This is a genomic window from Streptomyces sp. NBC_01267 (assembly GCF_036241575.1).
Classification (GTDB): Bacteria; Actinomycetota; Actinomycetes; order Streptomycetales; family Streptomycetaceae; genus Streptomyces.
Map to the genome: position 1 here is coordinate 7,442,106 of NZ_CP108455.1, position 13,884 is coordinate 7,455,989.

The 13,884-nt window shown below is 73.3% G+C and carries 10 protein-coding genes; 5 read left to right on the forward strand and 5 right to left on the reverse strand.

The window, feature by feature from the left end; all coding sequences use genetic code 11:
- Positions 1 to 95: 95 nt before the first annotated feature.
- Together OG709_RS33130 and OG709_RS33135 are read right to left on the reverse strand one after the other, a co-directional pair.
- Positions 96 to 995, reverse strand: coding sequence for an aldo/keto reductase (locus tag OG709_RS33130; RefSeq protein WP_266645591.1), 900 nt, complete (start codon positions 993 to 995; stop codon positions 96 to 98).
- A 324-nt stretch (positions 996 to 1,319) separates the two neighbouring features.
- Entirely contained in the window at positions 1,320 to 2,567 is a 1,248-nt protein-coding gene (locus OG709_RS33135) for a cytochrome P450 (RefSeq protein WP_250301646.1), read from the reverse strand.
- A 325-nt stretch (positions 2,568 to 2,892) separates the two neighbouring features.
- On the opposite strand from OG709_RS33135, the gene OG709_RS33140 reads away from it, so the two are divergent.
- From OG709_RS33140 to OG709_RS33160, 5 genes are all read left to right on the forward strand, one after another.
- A complete protein-coding gene (locus tag OG709_RS33140; RefSeq protein WP_250301645.1) occupies positions 2,893 to 3,162 on the forward strand; it encodes a hypothetical protein in 270 nt (89 codons plus the stop codon).
- Positions 3,163 to 3,273: 111 nt separating this feature from the next.
- Complete coding sequence (locus tag OG709_RS33145) at positions 3,274 to 4,467, forward strand: radical SAM protein (RefSeq protein ID WP_250301644.1); 1,194 nt, start codon at positions 3,274 to 3,276, stop codon at positions 4,465 to 4,467.
- A complete protein-coding gene (locus OG709_RS33150) occupies positions 4,467 to 5,954 on the forward strand; it encodes an MFS transporter (protein ID WP_250301643.1) in 1,488 nt (495 codons plus the stop codon). The genes OG709_RS33145 and OG709_RS33150 overlap by 1 nt, the downstream gene beginning before the upstream one ends.
- A gap of 42 nt (positions 5,955 to 5,996) precedes the next feature.
- A complete protein-coding gene (locus OG709_RS33155) occupies positions 5,997 to 8,144 on the forward strand; it encodes a prolyl oligopeptidase family serine peptidase (protein WP_329168785.1) in 2,148 nt (715 codons plus the stop codon).
- Entirely contained in the window at positions 8,141 to 9,259 is a 1,119-nt protein-coding gene (locus tag OG709_RS33160) for a glycosyltransferase (protein WP_326693544.1), read from the forward strand. The genes OG709_RS33155 and OG709_RS33160 overlap by 4 nt, the downstream gene beginning before the upstream one ends.
- Before the next feature lie 21 nt (positions 9,260 to 9,280).
- Here the strand turns inward: OG709_RS33160 and OG709_RS33165 are convergent, their stop codons facing one another.
- From OG709_RS33165 to OG709_RS33175, 3 genes are read right to left on the reverse strand one after another with little or no spacing between them, the layout of a single operon-like run.
- Positions 9,281 to 9,892, reverse strand: a complete 612-nt coding sequence (locus tag OG709_RS33165) for a GAF domain-containing protein (protein WP_250301640.1) — start codon at positions 9,890 to 9,892, stop codon at positions 9,281 to 9,283.
- A complete protein-coding gene (locus tag OG709_RS33170) occupies positions 9,889 to 10,749 on the reverse strand; it encodes a S8 family peptidase (RefSeq protein ID WP_250301639.1) in 861 nt (286 codons plus the stop codon). Before OG709_RS33170 ends, OG709_RS33165 begins: the two co-directional genes overlap by 4 nt.
- On the reverse strand, positions 10,746 to 13,820 hold the full coding sequence (locus tag OG709_RS33175; RefSeq protein ID WP_329168789.1) for an AAA family ATPase: 3,075 nt from the start codon (positions 13,818 to 13,820) through the stop codon (positions 10,746 to 10,748). The genes OG709_RS33170 and OG709_RS33175 overlap by 4 nt, the downstream gene beginning before the upstream one ends.
- Between the last annotated feature and the right edge of the window lie 64 nt (positions 13,821 to 13,884).

Genomic DNA, 13,884 nt, shown 5'->3' on the forward strand with positions numbered 1-13,884 from the left:
CCTTTCGCTCGCGGCCTGACACGAACCCGGACAGGCAACTGCCCCACCTGCCACCGACCCGTCCATGGTGGTCGCGTGGCGGATTCGGCCGGTACCTACGTTGCGGGGTGGCCGAGCGAATCGAGCAGTTGGAGGTCATCGTCCGTCAGCCGGAGTGCGCCCGCCGCCACGTTGTCGACGAGGTGTTCCGGGTTGCCCGTCCCGGGGATGGCGAGCACATGGGCACCCTGCTCAAGGGTCCATGCCAGGCGGACCTGTGCGGGCGAGACGCCGTGTGCGCGGGCCACGGTGCTGACCTGGTCGTGCTCGGCCCGGACCGCGCCGGTCTCGCGGCCCTCCCCGGCGATGGAGAAGAAGGGGGCGAACGCGATGCCTTGCGCCGCGCATGCCCGGAGCATCTCGTCCCCGTCGGGTGCGTCGATGCCGTAGCGGTTCTGGACGCACACCACCGGCGCGATCTCCTGAGCCTGGGCCAGGTGCTCCGGGCGGGCGCCGGAGATACCGAGGTGACGGACGAGCCCGGCGTCGCGCAATTCGGCGAGAGCCCCGAAATGCTCGCTCACGCAGTCCTGCCCCATGACGCGCAGGTAGACCAAGTCGATTTGTTCGCGGCCGAGTTGACGCAGATTCTCCTCGACCTGGCCGCGCAGCTGCTCGGGCCGGGCCGGGGTGCTCCACTCGCCGTCGGTATCCCTGGTCGGGCCGACTTTGGCCGCGATGACGAGAGTGTCCGCATACGGTGCCAGCGCCGAGTTGATCAGTTCGTTGGCGGAGCGCAGCCGGGAGAAGTAGAAGGCCGCGGTGTCGATGTGGTTCACACCGAGTTCGACCGCGCGGCGGAGCACCTCGATCGCCTGGCCGCGGTTGCTGGGAGTGCCTTGGTGGAAGGCGGCGCTGCCGGTCAAGCGCATGGCGCCGAAACCGATCCGGTTGACCGCGAGGTCACCGAGCATCCATGTGCCTGCGGCTGCGGCGGAGACCGTGCGAGACGTCATCTGTTCCATAACTCCATCCGATCGGCTGTCGCCCCGGAAGCGTCGAGGCGGGGCGGTCCTGGAGTATGCGCAGGTGACAGGCGTGGCGGGAAGGTGCCGGGCGGTGGGCGAATATCACAGCGTGACCGGGAATCCCTGATGCGCGCACCGAGTTGGAGTAGGTGACGCTCCGGCCCTGGATCTCCCGTCGAACCCGAACGGGACGACACCGATGTCACTCCCACTTCCGCTTCGTGGTGGGTTCCGGTGCGCCGGTTACGGGAGGGTAGGCCGGGAGCTGGGGGGGGCTGAGGGCGGACGCCGATCACGCCGCCGGCGGTCCGCTCATCCCGGCCCGCAGGGCAGAACGGGCAGTGAGGCCAGACGTCGGTGCAGGTAGCCGCCGCCCCAGGCCAGGTCGTGCAGTGGTACCACCGATGTCAGCCCACGCCAGCGGCCGAGGATGCTGGTCAGGGCCACCGTGAGTTCCAGGCGGGCCAGCGCAGATCCGGGACAGTAGTGCGGCCCCAGGCCGAAGGACAGGTGGCGGCCGGCGGTACTGCGGTCCGGGTCGAGCGTTCCGGGGTCCGCGTGGCAGCGCGGGTCGTGATTGGCCGCCGCCACGGACAGCAGAACACCGCTGCCCGCAGGAATGACCGTGTCCCCGAACGGGATGTCTTCCAGAGCCACTCTCTTGGTACTGAACGGACCGGGGGTGTCCCAGCGCAGCAACTCGTCCACCGCGCGCGGAACCCGCGACGGCTCCTCCCGTAGGGAGGCCTGCACCTCGGGGTGGCCCAGCAGCGCCACCATGCTCATGCCGATCGCCTGCACCGTGCTGTCGAAGCCGGCCAGCAGCAGCATCGCCAGGAGAGAGGCGACTTCGTCCTCGCTCGCACCGCCCTGCTCGCGCCATGCCGCAAGGACGCGGGTGACGACGTCGTCCCCCGGGGCGGTGGTGCGGCGGGCCATCTCTCCGCGGACGAAGGCGTCGATACGGGCCACGCTCTCCTCGACGGCCGCGGCGGTGCAGCTCGCCTTGTCCGCGAGACGCGCCACGGGCTCGTACAGCGCGGCGCGTTCCTCCTCCCGTACCTCGAAGACCTCGCACAGCGACCGGAAGGCGAACGGGCGCGCGAAGGCGTTCATCAGCTCGACCGGCCCCTCGCCACGGGCCGCGTCGGCCGCGTCGAGGAGTTCACGGGCGGCTCGCTCGATGCGTTCCCGGTGGGCTGCCATCCGGCCCGGGGTCAGGGCCGGTGTCGCGAGGCGGCGGATCCGCGTGTGGTCGGGCGGGTCGTAGTTGACCAGCGTCACGTCAAGCGCGCGGCGGCGCACTCCGCGGTCGGGAACACGGCCGCCGCTCAGGGAGAGGCGGGGATCCACGAAGCCGGCCCGCACGTCGTCGGCGCGGGTGACCAGCCACGCCGGCCGTCCCGCGGGTGTCCTGATCCGGACCACGGGACAGGTCTCCCGGATCGAGGCCAGCGTCTCGTCCGGCCGGGCCAGGAACTCGGCCCCGAGCGGCTCCGGCAGCCGCTGCTGTCCTGCCGCCGCGGGCACGTCGGCTGTGACGGCGGGTTCGGTGTCCATGCGGAGGCGTCCTCTCGCGTTCGCGGAGCGTGCGGCGGCCACCGTAGGAACGGATGGTTGCCCGCCGGTTCACGCCCGGTGCGATTCCGGTATGCCTCCGCCCCCGCGGCAGCAGCGAACCACCTGGAGAGAAGGCCGGTGGCCCGGCTCCGCCGCGCTTCCGGTACGCCGCTGCTCCGGCGCATCGGCGCGCCCACCAGCAGCAGGATTCACCGCGGGACAACCGACGGCGAACCGGTGCCGAACCCCGTGCTCCTAGCTTCCTGGCGGTCGGCGCAGCACTGCCGCCCGTCGTCCCGATCGCCCGTCGTATGGAGGACCCATCATGGCCGAGAACGTCGAGCCCCACGAGGAGACCACCGAGACCTCTGCGGAGGAGACTCCCGAGGTCGTTGCGCACTCCGCGTCGAATGTCGCCTGGTGCGGGGTGCACCAGGAGTCGGTCGACGAGCCCGAGGTGGTTGCGCACTCCGCGTCCAACGTTGCCTGGTGCGGGGTGCACCAGGAGTCGGTGGACGAGCCCGAGGTGGTCGCGCACTCCGAGGAGGGCGAGGACACCCCGTGGTGCGGCGTCCACCAGGAGCAGAACGCCTGATCAGTTCCACCTGGTAGTCCATCCCGGCCGCGGCGGCGCACGACGCCACCGCGGCCGGGGTCCGAGCAGACCGTTTCTCTCCTTTCCTTCCGCCCCGCCCCGGAGGTTGCCGTGTCCGGTACGCAGTCCGTCGCCGTCCCCGCCGCCGGGGCCCGTCTGATCCGCGCCGACAGGGGGTGGTGGTTCCTGGGGGCCGGCGGATACGCACTGATGCGGCCCGGCCAGGTCGGACCGGACGGCACGCTGCGGCCCTCGGCCGAGCGTTATCTGCGCGACGCGGGTCTCTACGACGTACGGCCCTACACGTCCTACTCGCTCACCGTGCTGACCAGCACGGACTGCAACCTCGGCTGCGGTTACTGCTTCCAGAACACCGCGCAGGACCCCAAGGGGGGAAGCCGTCCGCCGCGGATACGCCACGCCCGCCTGACCCCCGAAGCCGTCGGACAGGTCATGGACTTCACCCGCGAGCGCATGAACGCGGCAGGTCTGGACCGGCTGTCTCTGCTGCTGTTCGGCGGCGAGCCGCTGCTCAACCCACGGGGCTGTCGCGACCTGCTCACACGGGCGGGGAAGCTGGGTGCCCTCACCGCGTCGATGACGTCCAACGGCACGCTGCTCACACCGCTGATCGCCAAGGAGCTCAACGCGGCGGGTCTCGGCTCGGTCCAGGTGACCTTCGACGGCGACCGGACCGACCACGACTCCATCCGGGTGAGGCGCTCCGGAGGCGGCACCTTCGACGTCATCGTCTCCAACATCGCGCGCGCCATCGAGAAGACGTCCCTGCGCTGGATGCTGCGGGTCAACGTCTCGCACCTGAACCGGAACGGCGTGGACGAACTGGTCGAACGGCTCGGTTCGCGTCTCGATCCGGCACGTTGCGGTATCCACTTCGCACGCGTCGGCGACGTCGGCGTCGGCTACGCGAACAACTTGATGCACGAGGACGGCCTCGTCGCGGACTTCGTCCGCTGGCACGCCCGCGCACTGGAACTCGGCTTCACGGTGTCCCGTCCGCGCGCCCATGTCCCCTGCCAGGCCTGCTCCTTCACCGACGGCCGCTACGGCGCGGTCGTCAACGCCGATGGTGTCCTCGCCAGTTGCTGGGAGACCGCCGGAAAGCCCGGCATGGAGGTCGGCACCGTCGCCGACGGCTATCTGGACGCCCAGCAGACAGAAGGCCGCTGGGTCAGCTGCCACGACCACTACCAGTACGACGAGGAGGCGGCCGTCCGTGCTGTCTTCCAGGACCGGGTCGACGCCGGCGTGCTGGACGGTCTCAACGCTGTCGGACGGCTGTGATGAAGGGCGCCGGCATCCTGCGCACCAACCCCGACTTCCGCCGCTTCTGGCTCAGTTCGACGCTGTCCACCCTCGGATCCCAGCTGTCGTTGCTCGCCTTCCCGCTGCTGGTGCTGTCCATCGGCGGCAGCGCCGCAGAGGCCGGCACGATCGCGACGTGCTCGCTGGTGACCAGGACGCTGCTGCGTTTGCCGGCGGGTCATCTCGCCGACCGGCTCGACAGACGAATGATCATGGTCGGTACCGATCTGGTGCGGCTCGTGGCGCTGGCCAGTATTCCGCTGATGTCGGCACTGGGGGAGCTCGGCCAGGCACATCTGCTCGGCGTGGCCGTGGTGGAGGGCGCCGCCACCGCGCTCTTCGCGCCCGCGGCCACGATCGCCGTGCGCGACGTGGTACCGGAGAAGGACCTCACCGATGCGCTGAGCCGCAGTCAGGCCGCCATGGCGTCGAGTTCGCTGATCGGCCCCTTCCTCGGCGGCTGGCTGTTCACCCTGGATTCGATCCTGCCGTTCGCGGCCGACGCCGCGTCCTACGGGGTCTCCGCCGTACTGCTGCTGCGGATCGCCGGTCGGCCCTCCCCGGAGACCGCGGGAGCCGAGCGCGACGACCGGCTCACGGCCGGGCTGCGGTGGCTCACGCGCCAGCGGGCGCTGCTGGCCGCGCTGCTCTTCGCCGCGGGCATCAACATCGTCTCGGCTGCGGCACAGACGGCCATGGTCGTCTCCCTGCGGCAGAGCGGCGCCGGCGGCACGGCGATCGGAGCGGTGATGGGCTGCGCGGGTGTCGGGGCGCTGCTGGGCGCGGCTGCGGCACCGTGGCTGATCAAGAGGATCCCCGCCGCCCGGCTGTTCCTGCTCATCGGCGCGGTCTGGGCACTCGGCCTCGCCGTCTTCTCCGGTACCACCCACCCCTGGACGATCGGTCCGGTGCTGGTCGTGGTCGTCTTCTTCAGCCCGCCTGCGGGCATCGTCGTCGGCCGGGCGATGCTGGTACTCGCACCCCGCGACCTGCTGGGCCGGGTCAGCACCGCGACCGGGCTGCTGATGGCCGGTCTCGCCTCTCTCGGACCGGTCCTGGCGGGCTCCTTCGTGGATTCCCTGGGGGCGAGCCGCACCTGGCTGGCCCTGGCCGGCACGGCGGCGGTGATCACTGTGGTGTCGTCCGTCCCGCTGCTGCGCGAGACCAGCCTGGACGCCGACGGGGACGGCGCGAAGAACGCCGGTCCCGCGGACACCGTGCCGTCCCCCGGCCTCCCGGACCCGCCCGGTCCGGCGAACACCGTTCCTCCCGCAGACCTTCCGGACCTCCCCGGTCCCGCGGAGACCGAGGCCTCATCCGGCCTCCCGGACCCGCCCGCGGGCGCGGGCCGCACCGGCCGGCCGGCGGACAAGTCGGCTGCCGAGCCGGCCGTCGCGGGCGGCGCCGATTCGGGGGACCTGGTTCCGGCACCTCCCGTACGGCGCACGGACATCGGCGGCGCCTGACCCTCCTCCACCTCCCGTGACCGTTCTCCCTGGAGCGCCGCGATGACCGAGTCCCCGCCCCGCGACGCCAGGCCGGCGCCGGCCCGGTACGCCTACCCGCCCGCGCCCCGTAGCGGACCTGTGGAGGTCATCCACGGGCTGCCGGTGGCCGACCCCTACCGCTGGCTGGAGGATCCGCAGGACCCCGCCACCGCCGCCTGGGGCGCCGCTCAGGACCTCCTCTACGCCGAGGAAGAGGCACGCTGGCCGGGCCGGGAGGCGCTGCGCGTGCGGATGACGACCCTGCTCGCCGGCGGTGGTGCCTCCCCGCCGGTGGCGCGTGGCGGGCGGGAGTTCCACCTGCGCAGGGAACCGGGGCGTGAACTCGCCGCGCTCGCCGTCCGCGAGGACGGCCGGACACGGGTACTGCTCGACCCGCTGGACACCGACCCGTCCGGTACGACGGTGCTCGACGCCTGGGAGCCGTCGTGGGAGGGCGACCTGGTAGCCGTCCAGCTGTCCTCCGGCGGTACGGAGAACTCGGTGCTGCGTGTGCTCGACACGGCGACCGGCGAGACGGTCGACGGCCCCGTGGACCGGGTCCGCCGTTCTCCGGTGGCGTGGCTGCCGGGCGGCCGGGCCTTCTACTACGTGCGCCTGCTGAAGCCGGAGCGTGCTCCCGGCGGGCCCGGTCGTCGGCGCCGCGTCTGTCTGCACGAGGTCGGCACCCCGGCCGAACGGGACACGGAGGTCTTCGGCGCCGGGCGGTCGGAGACCCAGTACTACACCGTGGCCACCGCACCCGACGGCCGACTCCTGGTCGTCGGCGCCAGTGAGGGCACCTCGCCGCGCACCGACCTGTGGATCGCCGACCTGGCCAGGACCGGTCCTGACCGGCCCGTCCTGCGTCCGTTCCAGCACGGCACGGACGCCCGTACCGCCGTCCGCATCCGGCCGGGCGGCGGACCGCTGCTGCTCAGGACGACGGCCGGTGCCCCGCGCGGCCGGATCGCCGCAGCCCGCCGCGACGCCACGGACCCCGGCCACTGGCACACACTGGTCGGCGAGCAACCCGGCACCGTGCTCCAGGACTTCGCGGTCCTGGACGGCCCGGCACTGGACCGGCCGCTCCTGGTGGTCGTACGGACCCGGCACGCGGTCGGCGAGATGACCCTGCACGACGCCAGGACCGGCGACCGGGCAGGGACCGTGACCCTGCCCGGACAGGGGACCGTCACCCGCCTGACCACACGTCAGGAACCAGGCCATGAAGCGTGGTTCGCGTACACCGACCACATCACTCCCACCGTCGTCCTGCACTACGACGCCGTCACCGGATGCCTGAGCCCCTGGCCGGGCGGCCCGCCTTCGCTGCCGCCCGCCGAGGGCGTGTGCGTCACCCAGGAGGTCGCGCGCTCCCGTGACGGCACCGAGGTGCGGATGTTCGTGATGTCCCCCACCGGCTGTGCCGACCGGCCCCGCCCGGCCGTCCTCACCGGTTACGGCGGCTTCGGCGCCTCGATGACCCCCGGCTTCACCCCGCAGGCCGTGCCCTGGGTGCGCGCGGGCGGAGTGTACGCGGTGGCCTGCGTGCGCGGTGGGGGAGAAGAGGGGGAGGAGTGGCATCGGGCCGGGCGCCGCGAGCACAAACAGAACACCTTCGACGACTTCGACGCAGCTGCCGACCATCTGCTCCGCACCCGATGGGCCGCCCCCGGCCGGCTCGGCGTCCTCGGCAGCTCCAACGGCGGCCTGCTGGTCGCTGCCGCGCTGACCCGCAGGCCGGAGACCTACGCCGCCGTCGTCTGCGCGGCGCCCCTGCTCGACATGGTGCGCTACGAGCTGTCGGGGATGGGGATGAGCTGGCGCGACGAGTACGGCAGTGCGGCGGACCCCGCCGAGTTCGCGCGGCTGCTCGCGTACTCGCCGTACCACCGGGTGCGCGAGGGCGCGCGCTACCCGGCCGTGCTGCTGGCCGTCTTCGACGGCGACACGCGTGTCGATCCCGCGCACGCCCGGAAGATGTGCGCCGCCCTCCAGTGGGCCGGCACAGGTGACGGGCCGGTCGTGCTGCGCACCGAGAGCGGCGTCGGCCACGGCGCGCGCGGCGCCTCGCGCAGCGCCCGCCTCTACGCCGACGTCATGGCCTTCTTCGCCCACCACCTGGGCCTGCATCCGGGCCCCCACCTGCCGAGGGGCGGCCCGGCATGAAGGTACTCCTGTGCCCGCTGAACGATCCGGGCTACCTGTACCCGGCCCTCGCGGTGGGCCGGGAACTGCGCCGTCGCGCCCACGCGGTGCACGTCCTCGCCGCACCGCAGGCCGCGCCCGTGGTCGCTGCGGCCGGTCTGGCCGTGTCGGCAGCCGGGGACGGCACGGCCCTGTCGGTGGCCCACTGGACGGTGCGGGGCCCCGAGCAGCACGCAGTGGTGGCACGGGCGGTCCGGCTGCTGCGGCCCGACGTCCTGGTCACCTCCGTGCTCTGCCACGGCGCACTGGTGGCCGCCGAGGCCGCCGGCCTGCCGGTGGTGGTCCTGGGTCTGACCGCACACCTGTGGCCCTACCGCGGTGGCGCCGGTCCGGTGGACGCCCACGGGCGCGCATGGCGGCTGGCGGAGACCCTGAAGCACTACGGGGAGGTGCGAGAGGCGGCCGGCCTCGCTCCACGGCACGACCGGTTCCCGGATACCGCGCTGCTCGGCACCGCCTTCCTGCTGCGCGGCCACCCCCTCCTGGAAGCGGCCGACGCCGAACTGCCCCCGGCGGTACGGCATGTCGGCCCCTGCTGGTGGGAGCCGGAACCCCCGGCGGTGGAACCCCTGCCGGATTCCAGACCTCTGGCATACGTCCATCTCGGCCGTACCTTCGGCGGCACCAGTCTCTGGCCGCGCCTCAACGCGGCCTTCACCTCGGGAACGCACCGAGCCGTCGTGGAGCTGGGACGGTCGGGAGCCCCCGATGCAGACAGGGACGCCGACCTGGTCGTCGGCCGCCGCCCCTGGATGGGGCCGCTCGTGGAACGGGCCGACCTCGTCCTGACCAACGCGACGTCAGCCCCGGTGCTCGCCGCGCTCCTGCACGGAAAGCCGTTGCTCGTCGCCCCCAACGGTTCGGAGCAGCAAGTCCTCGCCGCCGGTTGTCTGCGCGCCGGTGTCGCCCGCATGCTCCCGGAGCCTGGTGCTTCTGCCGCGGACCTCCGAGCCGCAGTGGAGGAAACCGCACGCGATGCCGAACTACGGGCGTGTGCCGAGGAGTTGGGCGGTTTGCTTGCCGACGGCAAGAGCGAGGCGCGCGCCGCCGACGCCGTGGAGTCGGCGGCACGCTGACCAGGTCCCCCTCGCGGACCCCTACCCCTCGTGCGGGGCCGGGGGCTGCATCCCGTCGAGCAGTACGTCCCGCAGTGCCGCCAGGAGCTCCAGCCCCCGGGTGCGGACCGCCGGTGGTGTCTCCTCGCGGCGCCGGTCGGCGATGACCGCGAGAGCCGCCGCGGCCTGGCGGGCGAACAGCGCGAGCAGGTCGAGTTCGGAGAGGCTGGAACGGGACTGCTCGACGGGGTCGAGTACTTCGAGCACGCCGAGCACCCGGTCGCGGTGGGCGAGGGGCGCCGCCATCAGCGCGTCCGGCACGTACCCCGTCGATTTCGCGACGTCCCGGGCGAACATGCCCTGCTCCCCGAGGTCATCCGCGATCATGGGCTCGCCCGAGACGAGTACCCAGCCCGCCAGTCCCCGGTCGGCGGGGAACCGGGAACCGACGAGGGACTCCTCGCCCTCCCCGGCCACCGCCTGGAAGACCAGCTCATCGGTGTCCTGGTCGTGCAGCAGGACCGAGCTGGCCGCCGCGCCGAAGATGGCCCGGGCGGTCTCGACGACGGACTGCAGCAGGTCGTGCTCCGCGCTGTCGGCGAGCGCCGCGGGGCCGACGCCTGCGGCGGGGACGAGGCCGTGGGACTGGCTCATGATTCACCTCGGGTTCTTGGTTCGCCGATGCGTACGTTCGCGGCGGAGAGGTAGAGCGCGTGCTTGATCTGAAACGGCGTCAGCTTCGGGTGGGTGCCGAGCAGCCGTGCGCACATCCCGCTGATGAAGGGGGTGGCGAAGCTGTTGCCGGTGGTGCGGATGGTCCTGCCGCCCGTCCAGGCCACCTGTACGTTCTGGCCGGGTGCGAAGAACTCCACAGGTGGTGCGGGGTTGTAGAGGAAGAGCCCCGAGTCGTCCTCGCGGTGCGTACCGACCGAGATGACCGACGAGAACCGCCAGGGAAAGCTCTCCACCGGTGTGTTGTGGGCCGAGGCCACCAGGGTGGTCCCGCTGAAGAACGCCTGGTCGGCCAGGGACCGCAGGGTCTCGAGGAATTTCGGGCGGGTGGTGGACAGACTGAGGTTGACCACGTCGAAGCCCTGGTCGATGGCCCAGCGCAACCCGGTGAGCAGGGCCTCGCCGCTGCCGGTGAAGCCCTCGCCCAGCACCCGCACGCTGTACAGGTCGCAGTCCGGAGCCACGCGCCGGACGATCCCGGCGCACGCCGTTCCGTGCCCGCAACCGTCACCGGCGCCGTCGGGCAGTGGACCGCTGTCGACGACGCGCAGGGTTCCGTCGGGTGCGGGTGCCACCTCGTAGGAGCCCTGGACCGTGCCGACCGAGGGGTGGCCGCACTCCACCCCGGTGTCGACCACGCACACCCGGACCCCGCCGCCGTCCGACCACGCCGAGGGGTCGGCGGGCAGGGCCGGCACCGTGTCGGCGAGCATCGTGAGGTCCTCGGGAGTGCGGTCGCGCAGGCTCCAGGTGAGCCCCCCCGCCGTTGCGTCGGTCATACGGTCCTGCCTTCCCGCCCGGCCGGACGATCCGCGCTCCGGGCCGCGGCCGAGCTGTCGTCGGCGAACACGGACGCGCGGTCCACGCCGAGCCGGTGCCCCTTGGCGGCGAAGTGCCGCAGCGCCGTGCGCGCCTCCCGCGCCGCGTCCGCGGGCAGAGCGAGCGTGCGCAGCGTGTGAGCCAGGTCGAGGGCCGCGGTGCCCCGGACGACCGGTGAGTCCGTGTCACCCGCCGCGGCGGTCGCCCGGCCCGCGCAGGCGCGCGCGGCTGCCGGCTCCCCGGCGAGGGCGAGCGCACGGGCCCGCAGTCCGTACGCGTCGGCGGACTCCGCCGGGGGCAGGCCGGCCTCCTGGGGATCCGGCAGGGCCAGCGCCTCCGCCTGCTCCCCGCGGTCCAGCAGGATCCGCGCCCGCTCGCGGGCGATGCCGGGAAGCGCACCCGTGGCGCCGAGTTCGCGTCCGGCGCGCGCGGCCTCCTCCAGCAGGGCGAGCCTGCGGCCCGGTGTGCCCGTCAGGGCCTCGACCTCCGCGGCGAACAGGGGGACGAACAGCGCGCTCTCGGCGTAGCCGAGGCCGTCGGCGAGGCGCGCCGCCTCGGCCAGCCGCTCGCGCGCTTCGTCGTGCCGTCCCTGCAGGGCCAGGAGTACGGCCAGCGGGCAGCCCAGGGTGGCCCGGACGGTTGGTCGGCCGGCGCCGTGGGTGGTCAGCAGTTCCTCGCAGCGCTCGACGGCACGCGCGACCGGGGTCGGGCCCCGCCACAGGGAGATGCCGACCGCGCCGAGCGCCAAGGCCCGTTCGGGCTCGGCGTCGGCTCGGCCGGCGTGGTCCAGGGCCTGGCACAGCAGCGACTCGGCGTCGGCGTGCCGTCCGCGCCGCTGACGGTCCTGGGCGATGCGGACGCAGGCACGGGCGATGCCCTGGTCGTCGCCCGCCACCGTGAACAGCGCGAGTGCGGCCTCGGCCACGTCGGCCGCCGAGCCGTGCCGGGGGTCGAGGGCGGTCAGCGCGAGCCGGGCATGGGCGGCGCCCAGCCGGTCACCGGCCCGCTCCGCCGTGTCGAGCGCACCCGCCAGCAGCTCCCGGCCGCGCACCGGTTCGCCGCGGGCTACCTTCGTCTCACCGAGGCGGCGGGCGGCCTCGCCGGCGGCCGCCTCGCCGGGAGCGGCCAGGGCCAGGCCCTGGGTGAGGAGGTCGTCGGCCCATGGCAGATCGGAGCGTGCCAGGGCAGCCGCGCCGGCCCGGGTGAGCAGGCCGGCGGCGCGAGCACGCAGGGCGTCGGTCTCGTCGTCGCGCATCCCCAGTTCGGTGAGCAGCCGGTGGGCGCGGGCCAGATGGGCGCCGACGGCCGCATCACCCGCCTCCTGCCCGGCGAGGATCCGGGCGGCGTGCTCGTGACGCCGGGCACGCACCTTCTTGGCCATCCCGCGGTACGCGGTCTCCTGCACCAGGGCGCTGCCGAACCGGAGCACGGAGCTCGTGGACAGGGTGCGGCCACCGGCCTCGATGAGCCGGCGGCGCACGAGGCCTCGCAGCAGACCGGTGGGGGACTCCGCGGGGCCGACGGGCTCGTCGCCGGTGGCCAGCTCGGCCAGGTCGGCGCGGCGGAACTCGCGCCCCAGGACGGCGGCCAGCTGCAGCAGGGTCCGCTCCTCGGGCGGCAGCGCGTCGATGCGGGCGCCGAGCAGGGCGTGCACGGTGAGGGGAAGGTCGTCGCACTCGGCCGCCATGGCCGTCAGGTGTTCCAGGTACAGCGGATTGCCCTCGGCGCGGTCCAGGGCACCCTCCAGTACGCCCTGCCGGTGGGCCGCCACCTCGACCAGCTCGCCGGCGAGAGCGGCGGCCTCTTCCCGGGTGAGCGGCGTGAGCAGCAGCGACACGGACCGCATCCGGCCGCTGCCCCAGCCGGGGTGGGTCTCCAGCAGCTCCGGACGCGCGACACACACCAGGGCGACGGGGGAGCGTTCGAGTTCGTCCAGCAACCGGTCCGCCATGTCGAGCAGTGGCGCGGACGCCCAGTGGCAGTCGTCCAGTACGACGACCACGGGCCGCTCACGGGACAACCCGTCCAGCAGGCAGGCCAGCGCCATCAGGGTGTCGTCCACCGAGGGACTGGGCGTGCCGTCCGCGAGCAGCCCGGTCCGCAGCAGGCGCAGCGCCTGTTCCGCCTCCGTCCGCTCGTGGACCGGAAGCGCGGCGAGGGCAGCTTCCTCTCCCACGGCCGCGAGTATCTGGCGTACCGCTTCGGCGAGCGGCGAGAGGGAGCCGGTCTCGCCGTACGGCCGGCACCGGCCCTCGCCGTACGCCGGGCAGTCCCGCAGCCACTCGCGCAGCAAGCGCGTCTTACCGAGCCCGGCCTCGCCGTAGACGGTCACCAGATGCGAATGGTGGTCCGTCACCAGCTTGCTCAACAGCAGCCGGAGTTCGGCCAGTTCCTGCTCACGGCCGATGAAGGGGGTGTCGAAGCGGCGTACCCGCTCAGGGGCGTCCTCGTGCAGCGTGACCAGGCGCCGCGCCGCGACGGGGACACCTACCCCCTTGAGGGACAGCGATCCGGCGGGTTCGGTGACCGCCGAGGGCCCGGCGGCGTGCAGCGTGGCGGGGCCGATCAGGATCTCCCCCGCGCCGGCGTGCTGTTCGAGCCGTGCGCCGATGTTGACCACCTCGCCGGAGACCAGGGCCTGCCGGGCGGCGGGGTCGACGTTCACCACCACCTCACCGGTGTTCACACCGATACGGACGGCGAGCCGCACGCCGTGCTCCTGCTCCAGCTCGGCGTTGAGTCCGTCGAGGCCGGTGACCATTCCACGGGCGGCGGCCAGGGCCCGGTGGGCGTCGTCCTCGTGGCGCGCGGGCACCCCGAACACCGCCATCACGGCGTCGCCGATGAACTTTTCCACGGTGCCGCCGTGTTCCTCGATCCGGGCCCGCATCAGCGCGAAGTACCGGAGAGTCACCGTGCGCAGCGTCTCCGGGTCGAGCCGCCCGGACAGGGCCGTGGACCCGACGAGGTCGCAGAAGACCACGGTGACCACCCGGCGCTCCTCGGCCGGGCCGGAGTCGGCCGCGGCCACACAGGCGGTACCGCACCGGGGGCAGAAGGCCGCGCCCTCCGGCGGTGGTTCAGGGCACCGGGGG